This is a genomic window from Dapis brunnea BLCC-M229, assembly GCF_050015995.1.
In the GTDB taxonomy this organism is placed as follows: domain Bacteria; phylum Cyanobacteriota; class Cyanobacteriia; order Cyanobacteriales; family Microcoleaceae; genus Trichodesmium.
Window position 1 is genome coordinate 48937 of record NZ_JBNHEP010000091.1, and the last position, 18904, is coordinate 67840.

Sequence of the window (18904 nt, forward strand, 5' to 3'; positions counted from 1 at the left end):
AATGAACAAAATTTCTCAAACAACGGAACAAAAGTTCTCATCTCAACAAGTCCTAAAAGCTCTCCAAGAAATGCGCAGTAGGCTCGATGCCGTAAACAAGGCCCAAACAGAACCTATCGCAATTGTAGGTATGGCCTGTCGATTTCCTGGAGGAGCTAATGACCCATCAACATACTGGAATTTATTACATGATGGTATAGATACAATTACACCAGTTCCTCCGGATCGTTGGGATGTGAATGCTTATTACGATCCCGACCCAGAAGTTTCCGGGAAAGCCTACACTAAAGAAGGTGGGTTTATCAAGCAAGTTGACCAATTTGACCCCTTATTTTTTGGTATTGCTCCTAGAGAGGCAGTTATTTTAGATCCTCAATATAGATTACTCTTAGAAGTAACCTGGGAAGCATTAGAAAATGCCGGACAAACATGGGCAAACCTTAAGAATAGTCAGACAAGTGTATTCATGGGCATCTCCACAGATGACTATTCTGCTGTAAGTCTAATGCACCAAAATCAAATTGGCAATAATATAACTGTTAGCAATAATAGAAGTGTTGGTATAGGTCGTATTTCTCATCTCTTGGGTTTGCAGGGGTCTAATATACAGGTAGATACAGCTTGTTCAAGTTCTTTAGTTGGTACCCATCTAGCTTGTCAGAGCTTACGTTTAGGAGAATCCAACTTAGCATTAGTGGGTGGAGTAAATTTAATATTATCGCCCATCAGTACTATTGGTCGTTGCCAACTGAAAGCACTATCTCCAGATGGTCGTTGCAAAACCTTTGATGCTGGTGCAAATGGTTATGCTCAGGGAGAAGGATGTGGTGTCCTAGTTTTGAAGCGTTTGTCTGATGCTATTTCTGATAGAGATTCAATCTTAGCCCTTATTCGAGGTTCTGCTGTTAATCACGATGGGCCAAGTAGTGGGGTGACAGTTCCAAATAAAATGGCTCAGAAACAGGTAATTCAACAAGCTCTGACAAATACCAAGTTAGAACCTCATCAAATTAGTTATTTGGAGGCTCACGGTACAGGAACTTCTTTAGGAGATCCCATCGAGATAGAAGCTTTGGCAGAAGTATACGGTAAAAATCGTCCAGCAGATCGCCCTTTAATTGTGGGGTCAGTAAAGACTAATATTGGGCATTTAGAGGCAGCAGCAGGTGTATCATCTTTGATGAAGGTAATTTTAGCCCTTCAGCATCAGGAAATCCCTCCTCATTTACATTTCAAACAACCTAACCCTCTTCTAGATTGGGATAGATTACCAATAAAAATTCCTACTTCATTAATTCCTTGGTCTTGTGAGGGCAAACCAAGACTAGCAGGAATTAGTTCCTTTAGTATGGGTGGTACTAATGCTCATATAATTTTGGAGGAGGCTCCCTCAATAGTAACAACTCAGAATGTTGTTGAACGTCCGATTCATCTATTAACTCTATCAGCTAAAACAGAAAAGGCTCTCGATGAGTTAGTCAGTAGTTATCAAAGTTATCTAGAAACTAATCCTGAGTTAGTACTAGCAGATGTCTGTTATATAGCTTCTACAGGCAGAGCACATTTTAATCATCGACTAGGGGTTATTGCATCTGAGACCAAAGAATTAATAGAGAAACTGCTTGGGTGGAAAACTCAGGCAGAATTAGTAGGAGTATTTTCAGGAAAAGCCAATAGTGAAGCTCCCAAAATAGCATTCCTATTCACAGGTCAAGGTTCTCAGTATGTGAATATGGGAAGGCGACTGTATGAACAAGCACCAACTTTCCGTCAAGCTTTAGACCAATGTAATGAAATTCTACAACCCTATCTGGAAGTACCTCTATTAGAAGTCATTTACCCTAAAGATGCACAAAAGTCAACTTCTGATATATTAGACCAAACAGCTTATACCCAACCCGCTATATTTGCCCTGGAATACGCCCTTTTCAAATTATGGGAATCATGGGGAGTCATACCAGATGTAGTTATGGGTCACAGCGTAGGAGAATATGTAGCAGCTTGCATTGCCGGAGTATTTAGCCTAGAAGACGGTCTCAAACTAATAGCCATGCGGGGCAAGTTGATGCAAAAGCTACCATCGGGAGGTAAGATGGTATCGGTAATGGCATCAGAATCTCAGGTAACAGAAGCCATAAAAGAATATAGTTCTCAAGTAACAATAGCAGCAGTTAACGGACCAGAAAGTATAGTAATTTCAGGTGAAAGTGCAGCCATAACAAATATTTGTAGTTTATTTGAATCTGTGGGAGTCAAGACAAAACAACTACAAGTATCCCATGGTTTCCATTCCACATTGATGGAACCAATGTTAACAGAATTTGCCGCAGTAGCAAAAGAGATAGCCTATAATCAAGCGAAAATACCACTAATATCAAACGTCACAGGTACAGAAGTAGGTGCAGAAATAACCACTGCTGAATATTGGGTAGCTCATGTGCGTCAACCAGTAAAATTTGCCCAGAGTATGAAAACTCTAGAAGAGGAAGGATATGAAACGTTTCTGGAAATCGGACCCAAACCAATATTGTTATCCATGGGAAGGCAATGTGTAACAGAAGATGTAGGAGAATGGTTGCCATCATTACGTCCAGGAGTAGATGAATGGCAACAAATGCTCTATAGCTTAGGACAATTGTATGTCAAAGGAGCCACAATAGATTGGTCAGGATTTGACTCAGACTATAGTCGTCAGAAAGTAGCATTACCCACATATCCATTCCAACGAGAAAGATATTGGATAGAAACCAACAACAACTTCAACTTCTGGCCTAAACAACAATTGTTAACAGACCAAAATATCCATCCACTATTAGGTCAAAAACTAAATTGTGCAAGCGAACAAAAAATATTTTCATCACAAATAGGAGAAAATTCACCCAATTATCTGAGCCACCATCGAATATTTAATCAAGCAGTATTTCCCGCAACAGGCTACCTAGAAATAGCAAGAGCAGCAGGAAATCACCAATTAAAAACATCCCATATAGTAATAGAAGACCTAACTATCAGTAAAGGATGGATACTACCAGCAGGAGAATTGACAAATGCCCAAACCATACTCACCCCATTAGAAAATCAAAGCTACCAATTCCAAATATTTTCTCAACAGGAACAACAAAACCAAGAGGAACAGAAGTGGACACTCCATGCCACAGGAAAAATCCGAACTGCCGAAACAGATGTAACTCCAACCAAAGTAGATCTAGAAAAATACAAAGCAGAGTGTAGTCAATCCATAGAAGTAAAACAACATTATCAACAATCTAGGCAATTCGGGATTGATTATGGTAGCAGTTTCCAAGGCATCTACGAGTTATGGTCTGGTGAAAACCAAGCATTGGCTCAGATTAAGTTACCCGAAGAATTGATAGCACAAATAACCGACTATCAGTTCCATCCTGCATTCTTAGAGGCAGCCTTGCAGATAATTGCTCATACATTGCCAGAAGTAGACAGCGATAAAACTTATCTGATAGTAGGGGTAGAGGAATTCAAAGTATATCGTAGTCCAGGGCTTTCCCTGTGGGCCTACGCATCGGTTCTCACGCCTGTAGTGGAAAGTGAAAAAAGTTTAACCGCTCAATTGACGCTAGTGAGTCCAGAAGGAGAAATCATTGCCACAGTCAAAGGCTTACAAGTAAAACAGGCGAATAAACAGACCTTACTAGGAACAGAAGTAGAATCAATAACTAATTGGTTGTATGAAGTAGAATGGAGAAGCAAAGGTCTTTTAGGCAGGTTGCTACCTCCTGATTTCTTGCTTGCTCCCGTAGAAGTTTCCCAAAAATTAACTCCCAGTCTAACAGAATTAGTAACCCAAGTAGATAATGCTCGTACCTCAGAAATAGGAAGGAGCGTGGAAGAATTAAGCGTAGATTATATAGTGCAAGCATTGGTATCAATGGGCTGGTCATATAAGCCAACAGAGAGCTTAGACTTGGAGACAGCAGTCCAGCGTTTAGGTATAGTTCGGAGTCAGCGACGACTATTCGGGCGTCTGCTACAAATCCTAGCAGAAGTAGGAATACTCCAGCCTAATCAACAACAGTGGCAGGTGCAACAAATCTTAGAGCAAGTTAATCCTACCCAAAAAAGCCAAAGTTTACTGAGTCAATATCCAGAAGAAGCAGCAGGATTAACACTATTAGACCGTTGTGCATCTCAACTAGCGGTCGTACTACGAGGAGCAATAGACCCGGTAGAACTGGTGTTCCCTCAAGGGGATTTGACCACAGCAACTAAATTCTATCAAGACTCACAAGTAACGAAAGTGATGAACACGATAGTGCAAAAAACCATCACTCAAACCATTGAGAAATTACCATCGAGTCGAGGGATACGGTTGTTGGAAATCGGAGCAGGAACAGGAGGAACTACAAGTTATATTCTGCCCCATCTAAATCCTAACCAAACGGAATATATATTCACTGATATTGGTGCATTATTTACCAGTAAAGCCCAAGATAAATTCAAGGATTATCGATTCCTAGCCTATCAAACTTTAGATATTGAGGTAGATCCAACCAGCCAAGGATTTGCATCTCATCAATATGATGTAATTATTGCGGCCAACGTCCTTCATGCTACCACCAATATGAAGCAGACATTGTCCCATGTGCGAAAACTGTTAGCAACAGGGGGAATGTTGGTTTTGTATGAAACAACAACTCGATCTCGATTTTCGGATTTAATCTTTGGACTATTAGAAGGATGGTGGAGATTCACTGATGATGAATTGCGACCAGACTACCCTCTGTTGAGTCGCCAGCAGTGGAAACAGATTTTGAATGAAACAGGTTTTACTCAAGTAGTTACTCTGCCAGAAGTGGAGGGAATGGCAGAAGTATTCGCTCAACAAGGCGTAATTGTTGCCCAAGCAGCTCCAACAACAGAATCAACATCATCAAGACCGAAGGGCTGGTTGATACTAGCAGACAAACAAGGAATTGCTCAACAGTTGGCTAGTCAACTGCGTTCAGCAGGAGACGTTTGTACCTTAGTATTCGCGGGAGAGAAGTATCAAAAGCTTGCACCGGAAGAATTTAGCATTAATCCTCATAATCCCGAAGAATTTGAGCAACTCATAGAAGCTGTAGCTAGCAAATCACCATCGTTATCGGGAGTAGTGCAATGTTGGACAACCGAAGCAGGGGTGGATAAAAATATTAGCTCTGAGGAATTAGAAAATTTATCGAAGCTAGGGTGTGGAACTACCTTATCTTTGGTACAAGCCTTAGTCAAAGCCAAGTTATCTCAATCGCCCCGGTTATGGTTAGTGACGAATGGTGCTCAACCAGTACCGTCAAATAATCCAGTCATACCAGGAGTAGCCCAATTTTCACTGTGGGGAATGGGGAAAGTGATTAGCTTAGAAAATCCTGAGCTAAAGTGTGGGCGCATAGATTTAGACCCACAGCAGACGATAGAGACTCAAGCTGAGGTACTATTCCAGGAAATTTGGTCGGAGGATAAGGAAGACCAGGTAGCATGGCGTGGAGATGAGCGTTATGTGGCTCGATTGGTGGCTAGTTCTCATCAGCAAGCTACACAACAACAAGCCGATCCTACTACTCAAAAACCTCTGAGTTTCCGCGAGGATGCTACCTACTTGATTACAGGTATGGGAGGTTTAGGCTTATTGGTGGCTCGTTGGATGGTAGATAAAGGAGCCAAACATCTGGTGTTGCTGGGAAGTCATTCACTCGATGATGTTACCAGTAAAAAAATAACTGAGTTAGAAGTAGCTGGAGCTTCAGTGATAGTCGAACAAACCGATGTGTCTGATGTCGAATCAATGACCAGAGTACTGCACAAGATTGAGCAGTCAAACATACCACTGGCAGGAGTAATCCATTCAGCAGGGATGTTGTCGGATGGAGTGCTACAAAACCAGAATTGGTCTGGCTTTGAGCAAGTGATGGCATCCAAAGTTAAAGGTGCTTGGCATTTGCATCAATTGACTCAAAACCAACCATTGGACTTTTTTGTACTGTTTTCTTCAGTTGCATCTCTGTTGGGTTCACCAGGTCAAGGAAATAATGCTGTAGCGAGTGGGTTTCTTGATGGTTTAGCCCATTATCGTAGAACTATGGGATTGCCGGGATTGAGTATTCATTGGGGACCTGTTACTCAAGTGGGAGAGGTAGCAGAACGAGATGCAGATTTTAGCCTAGAGAGGCAGGGAATGGGTGCGATATATCCAACTCAAATGCTAGATTCCCTAGAGCTACTGATGAGTGGTTCGGATATAGAAGTAGGAGTAGTTCCCCTGGAGTGGTCAGAGTGGCAGGAGAGAGTAGCCCAATGGCCTTTCTTGGCAGATTGGCAAGACCTAACTGCTTCGGTAGCAGTGAAAAGGGAGGATGATAGCTTTTTAGAGGCTCTCAGAGCTCTTTCATTAGAAGAACGGGACAGAACGTTGATGAAGTACGTCACAAGCAAAATAGCTGAAAGTTTGGGAATGACTGCTTCTCAAATAGATGTAAATCAATCCCTGATAGATATGGGGGTAGACTCTTTGAGCGCAGCTGATATCCGCAATTTATTAAAAAGGCAACTGGGATTAGATATACCTTTCCAAACCATATTAAGAGGAGCAAGTACTGCCAACATCACAAATTTGGTAAGTGAGCATGTGAATCAACAGATTTGGTTGGAACAAATTGCTTATTCTACTGCTCCTTCAGATACTGAATATTTACCTGAAGATATAGAGGAAATTACCTTATGAACATAAATCAAGTTTTAGCGAAAATCGCTAGTGAAGGTATCCAATTATTGGCTGACGGCGATCAACTAAAAATTCGTGTTACCAAGGGGAAATTAACTGAAGAAACTAGGGAGCTTATTACCAAAAACAAAACTGAATTATTGGGATTACTTCAGCGCAATTCTATTAGTGCTACTTCTGAGAATAATTCAAAATCACTAAATACTCCTCATCAGGAAACTAACCAGGATACCTTATCTATAAATGAACAGTCCCTATGGTTTGTATGGTATCTAAACCCAGATAGTTATGCCTATAATGTTTCCTTCGCAGGTAAACTGCTTAACGCCAGTAATATCTCAACTTGGCAGAAGGTATTTGAGCATTTACTTAAGCGACATGCAAATCTTCGTACTTGTTTCCCAAACTTGGATGGCAAACCTTATCGACAGATTGTGGAAACCCCTGTCCTGGACTTTCAAGTAATCAAGGCTACGGATTGGAGTGAGTCAGAATTGCGGCAAAGGTTGGCTGCTGCTCACCAAGAGCCTTTTGACCTAGAAAAGGGTTCTCTAGTGCGTGTTAGATGTTTCCCACAGAGGGCAGAGGAGCTTACCCTGATACTGACCATGCACCACATCATTTGTGATGGTTGGTCATTAAATCTTTTGCTCGAAGAGTTGCCTATTCTTTATCAGCAACAACAGACTCAGCAGGCTATTTCACTTGTTCCTCCCAGTCATACTTATCAAGACTTTATTCGTTGGCAACAAGAGCTACTGGCTAGTGCCAAGGGAAAACATTCATTGGACTATTGGCGTGAAAAACTAGGGGGAAATTTGTCTGTTCTGCAACTACATACTGACTATCCACGTCCCTCAGTCCAAACCTATAGAGGTGATTCGTGTAAATTTGGTTTATCCCCAGAGTTGGTCAAGCACTTAAAGGATCTGGCTGAGAAGAGAAAAGTATCACTTTACACCCTGCTCCTGACAGTCTATCAGGTCTTACTTCATCGATATACTCTCCAGGAAGACATCATTGTTGGCTCACCAGTGACAGGTAGAAGTCACCCAGAGTTCACAGGAATTGTTGGGCATTTAGTCAATATGATGCCTATGCGAAGCATTTTGAAAGACACAGTCAGTTTTACTGATCTGTTGATGCAGACACAGGAAACTGTTCTGGAAGCTCTGGATCATCAAGATTTTCCTTTTGGATTGATGGTGGAGCAATTACAGCCACAACGAGATTCAAGTTATTCCCCAATTTTTCAAACGCAATTTTTACTACAGAAACTTCAAATAGGAGATTTGGGTGATGTTAGTGAAGACAATACCTCTAAGAATTGGGGAGGATTGAGCTTAATCCCCTACCCAATAATGCTATTGGAGGGGCAATCTGATTTGGACTTGGAAATAATTCAAACTGACTATAGCTTAGGTGGAGCATTCAAGTATAACACAGACTTGTTTAAGCAGAGCACGATTAATCGAATGCAGAGTCATTTCCAGACATTGTTGGAGGCTATTGTTGCCGATCCACAACAACCAGTTAGTCGGTTACCACTGCTGACAGCAGCAGAACGACAGCAGCTTTTGGTTGATTGGAATGATACGGCGGTGGACTATCCTCATCACAAGTGTATTCATCAGTTATTTGAAGAACAGGTAGAGAAAACACCAGATGCAGTAGCAGTGGTTTTTGAAGAGGAGAAACTGACTTATTCTGAGTTGAACAAACAAGCCAATCAACTAGCTCACTACATGCAAAAGTTGGGAGTAGGACCAGAAGTGCTAGTGGGGATCTGTGCAGAGAGATCGCCATTAATGATAGTAGGAATGTTAGCAATCCTGAAAGCAGGAGGTGCTTATGTACCCCTTGATCCCAGTTATCCATCAGAACGGTTGGCTTATACTTTGGAGGATGCAGCAGCAACAGTTTTGTTGGCAAGTGAATCAGTTTTGGATTCTTTACCGGAGCATCAAGCAAAGACAGTGTGTTTGGATACTATAGGGGAGACTATTACCAATGAAGCTATTGATAATCCTGACAGTCAAATAACTCCAGAAAATTTAGCTTATGTGATTTATACTTCTGGGTCTACAGGAAAGCCAAAGGGGGTTACTATTGAACATCATAGCCCAGTAGCATTCTGTTACTGGGCTTCCCAGGTGTTTACAAGTAAAGAATTAGCTGCTGTATTAGCTTCAACCTCTATATGTTTTGATTTATCTGTTTTTGAAATATTTGTTACCTTGAGTCAAGGTGGTCAAGTGATTTTGGCTCAGAATGCTTTGGCTCTACCTAATATTAAAAGTGAAATCACCTTAATTAATACAGTTCCTTCGGTAATTACAGAACTTTCTAGCATCAATGCTATACCTGATTCAGTTAAAGTAATCAACTTAGCAGGGGAACCATTCTCAAATCAACTGGTGCAAAGACTCTATCAGCAAGAAAACATTCAGGGTGTATATAATCTCTATGGACCATCGGAATACACAACCTATACCACATTTACTTTATTAAAAAAGGGAACTACAACTCAACCCACTATTGGTCGCCCTATTGCCAATACCCAAGTATATATACTAGACTTCCATTTACAACCAGTACCGATAGGAGTAGTAGGAGAATTATACATTGGAGGAGATGGACTAGCAAGAGGCTACCATAACCGCCCCGAACTCACAACTGAGAAATTTATTCCCAACCCCTTTGACAACTCAAAATCCACAAGGTTATATAAAACAGGAGACTTAGTACGTTATCTTTCTGATGGCAACATAGCATTTATTGGTCGCATTGACCATCAAGTGAAAATCAGAGGTTTCCGCATTGAAATGGGAGAAATCGAAGCTTTCGTTTCACAATACCCTGATGTCAAGGAAAATGTGGTTATTGCTCAGTCAGACCCTGTAGGAGGCAAACGCCTAGTAGTCTATATAGTTCCTAAGCAGGAATCTACTCAAGACACCTCCCTAATTCCTGAAATTCGCCAATTCCTCAAGCAAAAGCTACCTGAATACATGATTCCGGCAGCTTTCGTCTTGCTAGATGCTTTCCCTCTAACTCCCAACGGCAAGATTGACCGTCGTGCGTTGCCAGTTCCTGAAACTGTTCCTTCAGGTTTATCAACAGCTTATGTGATGCCTCAGACGGAAACAGAGGAACTTATTGCTAAGATTTGGCAAGAGGTTCTACAGATAGAAAAAGTGGGAATTTATGATAATTTCTTTGAACTAGGAGGTCATTCATTACTAATAATTAAAGTTCACAAAAAGTTACAAGAAGTATATGCACAAGATATCTCAATAGTCAAACTGTTTCAATACCCCAATATATCGGAATTTTCAAAATATTTAATAGATTTAGAAAGGGAACAAGAAACTGATTCTTTAACTACTGGTCAAGCAAAGGCTCGTACTGATAGGAAAACTTCGATAAAACAGCAAAGGCTACAAAGACAGCAGAATCGTAGAAATAAATAAATTGATAAATCAAATGATTACTACTAATATTATTGATGATTCAGCGATAGCCATCATTGGCCTCTCTGGTCGTTTTCCCAAGGCTAAAGACATTGATATTTTCTGGAAAAATTTACAACAGGGTGTGGAGTCTATTGATTTTTTCTCTGAAGAAGAATTATTACAGGAAGGGATCGACCATACCTTGTTAAAAAAGGCGAATTATGTTAAAGCAGGATCTGTAATTTCAGGTATTGATCTATTTGATGCTAATTTCTTTGACTATAATCCCAGAGAAGCTGAAATAATCGACCCACAACAGCGCTTATTCTTGGAAAGTGCGGTTGCAGCACTAGAAGTTGCTGGCTATGATTCACAAACTTATTCTGGTGCTATTGGAGTTTATGCAGGTCTGAGTGAAAATAGTTATGCACGCAACAATCTATATCCCTATATAGAAACTTTAGAACCAGGAAATTCTTATCAATTCTTTCTGGGGAATGGTAATGATTTCTTATCAACGCGGGTTTCTTACAAACTAAATTTAACAGGGCCAAGTATTACTGTTCAAACTGCTTGTTCTACTTCTTTAGTTGCCGTTCATCTAGCTTGCCAAAGCTTACTCAGTGGTGAATGTGATATGGCTTTAGCAGGTGGTGTTTCCATTCAAGTTCCCCAAAAAACAGGTTATTTATATCAAGAGGGAATGATTCTTTCTCCTGATGGACATTGTCGTACTTTTGATGCTAAAGCCAAAGGTACTTTAGTTGGTTCTGGCTTAGGTATTGTGGTCTTGAAAAGATTGGAAGATGCGATCGCAGATGGGGACTACATCTATGCTCAGATTAAAGGATCTGCTATCAACAATGACGGTTCGTCAAAAGTTGGCTACACTGCTCCTAGTGTAGAAGGTCAAGCAGCAGTGATTTCTGAAGCACAGTCAATAGCTGGAGTTGACCCGGAAACAATTTCCTATATAGAAGCTCATGGAACCGCAACTCCTCTAGGAGACCCAATTGAAATTGCAGCTTTAACTAAAGTGTTTAGAGGGACTACTGAAAAAAAAGGTTTTTGTGCCATTGGTTCCCTGAAAACTAATATGGGGCATCTAGATGCAGCAGCAGGGGTTGCTGGTTTGATCAAAACTGTTTTAGCCCTCAAACATAAAAAACTACCACCAAGCCTGAATTTTGAAACACCAAACCCCGTAATTGACTTAGCTAATAGCCCTTTCTACGTTAATACTACTCTCTCAGAATGGAACACCAACGGAACACCTCGTCGCGCTGGAGTAAGTTCTTTTGGTATTGGTGGCACAAATGCTCATGTAATTCTTGAAGAACCTCCTACTTTAGAATTATCCTCAACATCTCGACCCTGGCAATTGTTGATGCTTTCTGCCAAAACAAATTCCGCCTTAGAAACGGCAACGACTAACCTCGCAGCACACTTAAAACAGCATCCAGAAATTAACCTTGCAGATGTTGCCTATACCCTGCAAGTAGGTCGTACAGCATTCGAGCATCGCCGAATGTTAGTCTGCCAAAATATAGATGATGCCCTCAAAGCACTTTCTAATCCGGAATTCCAACCAGTTTTAACTCACTACCAAGAGTCTACCGAACGGCCTGTAGTGTTTATGTTTTCAGGTCAGGGTTCTCAATATGTAAATATGGCGCAGGAATTATACCAAACAGAACCAACTTTCCGCGCTCAGGTAGATAGTTGCTCAGAACTACTGATTCCACATTTAGGAATTGACCTGCGTCATATCCTCTATCCACAACCAGAACAGACAGAAACAGCATCGTTACAACTTAAACAGACAGCGATCGCTCAGTCAGCAATATTTGTAGTTTCATACACTTTAGCTATTTTATGGCAAGAGTGGGGCGTGTCTCCTCAAGCAATGATAGGACACAGCATTGGTGAATATGTAGCAGCTACTCTTGCTGGTGTGCTTTCCTTAGAAGATGCTCTTGCTTTGGTGGCGAAACGGGGACAACTGATGCAGCAACAGCCTCCAGGAGCAATGCTAGCTGTATCTCTCTCAGAGCAAGAGTGGCAAACTCTGCTGGATAATCAACTTTCTGTGGCTGCGATTAATGGGTTATCCCAATGTGTAGTTTCAGGTCCAATAGACGCGATTGATAGTTTGCAGCAGCAGTTGTCGGAACAAAAGATAGAGTCCCGTCGTCTCCATACTTCCCATGCTTTTCATTCTCAGATGATGGAGGCAGTTGTAGAGCCATTTGTAGAGTATATTAAACAACTACCGTTGCATCCTCCAGAAATTCCCTATATTTCCAATGTTACTGGTACTTGGATTACAGCAGAGCAAGCAACAGATCCCAAATATTGGGCAAAACATCTACGTCAACCGGTACGCTTTGGTGAAGGTATACAGAATTTTTTGCGCAATCGTTCCCAAATCTTATTGGAAGTTGGACCAGGACGGACATTGAGTAGTTTAGCTAAACGGCATCCAGATAAAGCAGATGAGCAGATTTTACTAACTTCAGTGCGTCATCCGCAAGAAAAGCGCTCCGATCTAGATTTCTTGCTCAACACATTGGGTCAACTTTGGTTAGCTGGGGTACGGGTAAATTGGGAGGGATTTTACAGCCATCAACAACGTTACCGCATTCCCTTACCTACTTATCCTTTCGAGCGCCAGCGTTACTGGATTGGTGGAAGAACTCCAAAGCAGAATGTACAACCCAAGCCATCCATACTTGAGAAAAAAACAGATCTGGCAGACTGGTTTTATATTCCATCTTGGAAACGCTCTAATAGTAATAATACTAAGCCTATTATCCCCACTACCCATCTCGTGTTTGCTGATGAGTTTGGTTTGGGTGACAAAATAGTGGAAAAAATGGAAAGGGATGGTCAGAATGTTATTACAGTCAGAGTCGGGACGGAGTTTAAAAAAATAAGCGATCGCCTCTATAATGTCAATCCTGAAGAAGAGAATGACTATCACGCCTTATGTCAAGAACTGTGTGAACGGAACGAGAACCCAAAAACTATCCTTCATTTATGGAGTGTCGCGGCTAAGAGTAAGGATAAATTAGAAATTGAGTGGGTGGAAAAGTCACAAAATCTAGGCTTTTACAGCTTGTTGTTCCTTGCCAAGGCACTGGGAAGACAGCAGATTAGTGGCGAATTGCTGCTGGGGGTAGTGACCAACAATATGCAGAAAATTGGCGACGAAGCTTTGTTAAACCCAGAGCAAGCAACTGTAACAGGACCAATTCTAACTATCGGCCAAGAATATCCTAATATAATTTGTAAGGGTATTGATGTGGTGCTTCCAGATTCTGGAACTCCAGAGGAAGAAATACTGATAGAGCAAATCGGATTGGAATTGGCGATCGAGCAATCGGAGAAAATGGTTGCCTACCGAATGGGCGATCGCTGGGTGCAAACTTTTGAGCCAGTCAGATTGGAGGAAGGAGACAAAACCAACCTACGATTAAAACCAGAGGGAGTTTATCTAATTACAGGTGGACTAGGAGGTATTGGTCTTACTCTAGCAGAACATTTGGCAAAAACCGTACAAGCAAAACTGATCCTTATAGGGCGATCAAAATTTCCTCCAAGAGAAGAGTGGGAACAATGGCTGGCTAATCACGATGAAATGGATGCCACAAGTAGAAAGATGCGTAAATTGGGAGATATCGAAGCTCTTAGTCCCGAAGTTTTAATTGTTAGTGCAGATGTTACCAACCTAAAACAAATGCAAGCTGCTATAACTCAATCAAGGGAGCAATTTGCCTCAATTAATGGTGTAATCCATGCCGCTGGAGTTCCTGGTGGAGGCACGATTTTTCAAAAAACACGGGAAAGAGCAGCGACCATTCTAGAACCTAAAGTCAAGGGGACACTAGTTTTGAATACTATTTTCCAAGATGTTCAACTTGATTTTTTTGTTCTGTGTTCGTCACTCAATTCGATGATGGGTGTATTTGGGCAGATAGACTACTGTGGAGCCAATGCCTTTGAGGATGCTTTTGCTCAGTATAAAAGTACAAAAGATGGCGCGCTTACTATAGCAATCAATTGGGATACTTGGCAAGAAGTTGGAATGGCAGAAGAAGCAGCCCAGCAAAGATCGGGGACTATATCATACGACCATAATCTCGGTTTATTACCCACAGAAGGCGTAGATGTTTTTAGTCGCATTATCGGGAATGAACTACCTCAAGTTCTTGTCTCAACCGGACATTTACAGTCTCGCCTCAAACTCGACAATAGCGATCAATTTTTGAGTTCCTTAAAAAAAAGAGTACAGGATCATTTACCCCAACCAGAACATCCACGACCGCAACTAATTAACGCTTATGTAGCTCCCCGCAATCAACTAGAAAAGCAGATTGCCGAAAGTTGGAAAAAATTTCTCGGAATTGAGTTTGTAGGTATTCACGATGATTTTTTTGATTTGGGAGGAGATTCGGTCATAGCAGTTCAGATAATTTATAAATTACGCGAAACCTTGCAAATTGAGCTGCCTCTAGAGAGCATATTAAATTCTGGTACTATTGCCAAGCTTTTTGAATTAATTCAGGCCACAACTTCATCTCAAAATATTCTGGGTCAGAAAACAGCACAAGGGCGTTCCTCTTTGATAATTGAATTTCAAGCTGGGAACAATAACAAACAGCCTCTTTTCTTATTACACGCTGTTGGTGGAACAGTCTATATGTACAGGGATTTAGTTCGTTATTTAGGCTCAGATATACCAGTTTACGCTATCCAAGCACTGGGTTTAGATGGAAAAACAGAATTGCCGACCTCTATTGAGGAAATGGCAACTGAATATATTAAAGCGATACGCACTATTCAACCTAATGGTGCATATTTTCTCGGAGGTGCTTCTTTAGGAGGTACTTTAGCTTTTGAGATGGCACAGCAACTCCATGCAGAAGGTGAAAAGGTAGCATTGCTAGCCATGATCGATACCCCTGGTCCCGGTAACATGGGCGTGAAATTAGTAGATGAACAAGAGATCGCTGCTTATATTCTTGATACCCTATTCGAGTTAGACAAAAGTTTATTTTCTTTCAACTCTTTCCCACAAGTTGGCAATATTGAAGAACAAGTAATGTATGCTTTAGAGCAAGCAAAGATTGCCAACTTGCTGCCCAATAATTTGGATATCCCTCAAACTCGTCAAATCATCCGACTCTTCAAGGCAAATATGGAGGCAATGTGGGACTACAAACCACGTATATATCCTGGAAAAATTATCTTTTTCCGTGGCCAAGACAGGCGTGAAAAATACGACCCAGCACATCCAGAATACCCCTGGATTGAGCTAGCTGCTTCAGGTATAGAGATCCACACAGTTAGTGGCACTCATATTACCATGAATTATGACCCCCACGTTCAGGTTATAGCAGAAAAACTCAAAGTTTGCCTTGAACAGAATAATTAACTAGCTAGGGTTTTCTGAAAAAGGCTACAGGGGGAATCTAGACGCCACACAGCTTACTACACTGTCGGTCTAGCAGGAGACTCCAAGCAGTAACCCTCCACCAAATGCTTCGATTTTGAGTCCAAGAACAGCAAAAACTTGCACAAGGCTTGCTTATATTAGGCCAAAACCCTTTTCGAGTCTGAGTTATATTATGTTCGGTTAAATAGTTATTATAATTAAAGTTCGTAGTAGGGCTTCAGCCCCAACTGTAGATACGGCTGAAGCCCTACTACAAACCATATACTTTATTATAAGTGGTTATCCGAACATGATATTACAGCTTTATTCAGCAAGCCCTAGCTATCAACCTTTGCTAGCATCAACTAGACAGGACAGGACACTATCTACAAGAGTTTCCATTGTCTCCTGGCTGATTGCAGGCACAGAAAAGGGAAAATGTAAAAACATTTTGCCTTCAAAGGTTGCAACATAAGCTATAAAAAAATCCTCCAATATAGCCAGTGAAGCAACGAAACTGATGTCTGAAAGTTCAAATTGACCATAAACTTTGGGAATGTTTACTCGACCAACATTGGAGAGTCCCACTGTTACAGGTACTTGGCTAGGGCGTGAGATCATAACCTCGGTAATCTTCCTCAAAAACAGCATTTCGATGAAGATATCGTCCCGCTTTAAACCAACTTTTAGCTGTTGGGTCACATCCCGTGCTAATTCCCAAAAGGATGTATTTGTACTTAGAGTGTGAAATGAAGTTACACCAGAAACCACTGACCCCATGTTTTCATGGCAGACTACTGGTTTCAAGTATTTGCGTAAATCAATATAACTCCGACAAGACATACCCGTTTTCTGCTCTGGCCTAATTTTTTTCCTTACAGCAAACATCATTGCTGCGCATAAAGCACCTTGTACTGTTGTCTTTTCTTGACGGCAACGATTGACCAGCTGTTGAGTAAATTCAGCATCTAAGTGTCTATAAACATTGCCACAACGCCGTAACTCAACAGGTACAGACTTTTCAATGCCCAAGCTTTCTGGTCGATACCAAAGCAGTTTGAACTGAGATCGCAGCAAAGACAACAGGATATTGATATTAGCTCTGAAGCCTTTTGTTGATGGGGGAAATAACTCATCTATAGATGGAAGCGCCAGTAACCTGGACATTGGAACGAGCGGTTCGCCAGAGGCAACTTTCGAGCAGTAGCTCAAGAGTTCTGAATATAACTGGATACTTGATAAAGCGTCCGCGATGGTATGGTGTATTGTGATAATCAGATAGCTAGCACTGTTTTTACTAAGCTCTTGTTCTTGGACAAGTACAGCTCGCAACAGCACTTCACTACTCTCAATTTGGGTGTTTAGTTCTTCGATAACTGTTTCTTGCCATTGTCCCTCATGCTGCTTATCCACAATTCGCAAAGGAATTTTTTTTGCACCAGTTTCAAAACGAAGATCATCCAAATCACCGACGATTCGAGAATTGAGTCGAGCATGATGGTCTTGAATAAGATCAAGTGCTTGTCTGACAACTTCTTTACTCAGAGGACCCAATATGCGTCCGATCACCAATACATTGGATGAACTAGTAAGGCGATTCAATATTTCGGGTACTTGCTCTGCGCCACAGAGTTTTCTGTTATCAATCATTGACAATTTTTCTTCCATTTGCCACATCACCTACTCTTACCTGAGACCCATCCAAAATCAAACTTTTGTTTCTGCCAAAAGAACAGAATATATTGTTACTAATGACCCGATCCAATCTTCTACAGATGATATAGAATTTGAGTCACAAACCAGATGAAAAATAGAATAATTCCACAATTTCTTAAGCGATCGCCTAAATTAACAGGCGCTGTGTATGGTGTCTTTGCGTCAGTCCTGGTAATGAGAATTAAAACCTACTGATATTGAACCATCTAAAGTGAAGCTATCGTCTTTACCTTTTTTCTTAAATTTAGGTACTCCCGACACTTTACTAAAACAACGCTTCCAAGAGTAAAGATAAATGCCTTAAAGCATATTGAGGCGCTGTTTTAGATACTTCATAGTAGCAATAGTTAAACCTAATAACTATTGCTACTAAAAGTTTATGCAGGTCAATTGCAGTAGGAAAAAATAGTTTACTATCAGGATTATTGGAATTGTGAGTAAGGATATTTCTAGTTAACCATAATCCCCAATTCCAAGCATGGCGAGCCACAAAGCGCGTGTTTAGCCAGCAGCGTTTTTTGCTGGTTTGTGGGATGCAGTTCAGTTTTGAATCCTAGTAGCATAAAACAGATAATCCCAGATTTTTATAGATAATACCAGATTTTAGCCAACAGTTACAAACCCCCCATCTATCTATCCTCAATTTTTTTTATGGGTTTGGATAGTTAAACATTCCATCTACGGCAACATTCGTGATTTCCTCGTACTTTAAGATTATACCATCTTCTAGGGTAAATACCCAGACGCAATTGTATGACTGCATATGCTCATTTATCCCCTCTTCCACCCTGAAATAAATTTTTTCCCAGCCAGTAACCACAACCTTGTTGCCTAAGGCCACAAAATCGCTCGTGCCCACTTCCATCTTGTCTTCATCACATATCTGAGATATCAGTTGCAAACACTTGTTTACTGCTTCTTTCCCTTGGCAGTTACCATAGAATGGTGAATCTGGAGAACAAGACACAAACCATTCTATATTATCTGATACTTCATCCATATCAAATATGGATGTTTCCATTAGTGTGTCGAAGAATTTCTTCACTACCTGTATATTCTCTTCTGGTGTTGCCATTTTTCAGTTCAAATTGCTTAATTTTCATTCTAGCAGGACTTACGCAAATTCTTAGAAAACAGACTATCCGTAGGGGCGAATGCCATTCGCCTAGATATGGCGGTTTTGCGTAAGTCCTGTCTAGTTTATTTTAAACCATAGTTTCTCAAAAATCAACCAAAAAATTTTTAGGCGTTGCTGATGCGTGGGTATGATTTGTATTTTTTGGTAATTGCTAAACTATTGAATATAGCGTTTATCTAATTTATGAGGTACAGTCTTATTTCAGGTTGATTCTCTTACAATCCTCTTAAATATTGCCTTTTGCTTTAAAAGGATAAGCAATGTCACTCATGACTATGAGAATTGCTATAACAACTATCAAAATCACACTTATTTAACTTGTTAAAAGTTGAGTTTTGGTTAGAAAATTTAGGGGGATCGGATGAAAATTTAACTAGCGATCTATCTATTTATCATACGCTATAATATAGTGTCTTTGCGTAAGT

General features: G+C 40.8%; 6 protein-coding genes. 3 read left to right on the forward strand and 3 right to left on the reverse strand.

Annotated elements, in window-relative coordinates:
• Position 1 precedes the first annotated feature (1 nt).
• The 3 genes from ACP6PM_RS10440 to ACP6PM_RS10450 are packed head-to-tail and all read left to right on the forward strand — an operon-like array spanning position 2 to position 15625.
• Positions 2-6733 carry an SDR family NAD(P)-dependent oxidoreductase gene (locus ACP6PM_RS10440; RefSeq protein ID WP_426584329.1) on the forward strand — a complete coding sequence of 2244 codons (6732 nt, stop codon included), beginning with the start codon at positions 2-4 and terminating at the stop codon, positions 6731-6733.
• Complete coding sequence (locus ACP6PM_RS10445) at positions 6730-10206, forward strand: non-ribosomal peptide synthetase (protein ID WP_426584331.1); 3477 nt, start codon at positions 6730-6732, stop codon at positions 10204-10206. The genes ACP6PM_RS10440 and ACP6PM_RS10445 overlap by 4 nt, the downstream gene beginning before the upstream one ends.
• Before the next feature lie 13 nt (positions 10207-10219).
• The gene (locus ACP6PM_RS10450; protein ID WP_426584333.1) at positions 10220-15625 is read left to right on the forward strand and encodes an SDR family NAD(P)-dependent oxidoreductase; all 5406 of its coding nucleotides are present in this window, start codon (positions 10220-10222) and stop codon (positions 15623-15625) included.
• Positions 15626-15970: 345 nt separating this feature from the next.
• Here the strand turns inward: ACP6PM_RS10450 and ACP6PM_RS10455 are convergent, their stop codons facing one another.
• The 3 genes from ACP6PM_RS10455 to ACP6PM_RS10465 all read right to left on the reverse strand — a co-directional run bounded on the left by ACP6PM_RS10455 (position 15971) and on the right by ACP6PM_RS10465 (position 18362).
• Positions 15971-17293, reverse strand: coding sequence for a phthiocerol/phthiodiolone dimycocerosyl transferase family protein (locus tag ACP6PM_RS10455; protein WP_426584335.1), 1323 nt, complete (start codon positions 17291-17293; stop codon positions 15971-15973).
• Between the two features lie 497 nt (positions 17294-17790).
• Positions 17791-17904 carry a helix-turn-helix domain-containing protein gene (locus tag ACP6PM_RS10460; protein WP_426584337.1) on the reverse strand — a complete coding sequence of 38 codons (114 nt, stop codon included), beginning with the start codon at positions 17902-17904 and terminating at the stop codon, positions 17791-17793.
• An 86-nt stretch (positions 17905-17990) separates the two neighbouring features.
• Positions 17991-18362, reverse strand: a complete 372-nt coding sequence (locus tag ACP6PM_RS10465; protein ID WP_426584339.1) for a nuclear transport factor 2-like protein — start codon at positions 18360-18362, stop codon at positions 17991-17993.
• Between the last annotated feature and the right edge of the window lie 542 nt (positions 18363-18904).

Bases quoted from the DNA above. Each gene is read 5' to 3' on its own strand.
- ACP6PM_RS10460 (WP_426584337.1), bottom strand. From the start codon at position 17,904: ATGCTACTAGGATTCAAAACTGAACTGCATCCCACAAACCAGCAAAAA.
- ACP6PM_RS10450 (WP_426584333.1), top strand. From the start codon at position 10,220: ATGATTACTACTAATATTATTGATGATTCAGCGATAGCCATCATTGGC.
- ACP6PM_RS10445 (WP_426584331.1), top strand. From the start codon at position 6,730: ATGAACATAAATCAAGTTTTAGCGAAAATCGCTAGTGAAGGTATCCAA.
- ACP6PM_RS10465 (WP_426584339.1), bottom strand. From the start codon at position 18,362: ATGGAAACATCCATATTTGATATGGATGAAGTATCAGATAATATAGAA.
- ACP6PM_RS10440 (WP_426584329.1), top strand. From the start codon at position 2: ATGAACAAAATTTCTCAAACAACGGAACAAAAGTTCTCATCTCAACAA.
- ACP6PM_RS10455 (WP_426584335.1), bottom strand. From the start codon at position 17,293: ATGGAAGAAAAATTGTCAATGATTGATAACAGAAAACTCTGTGGCGCA.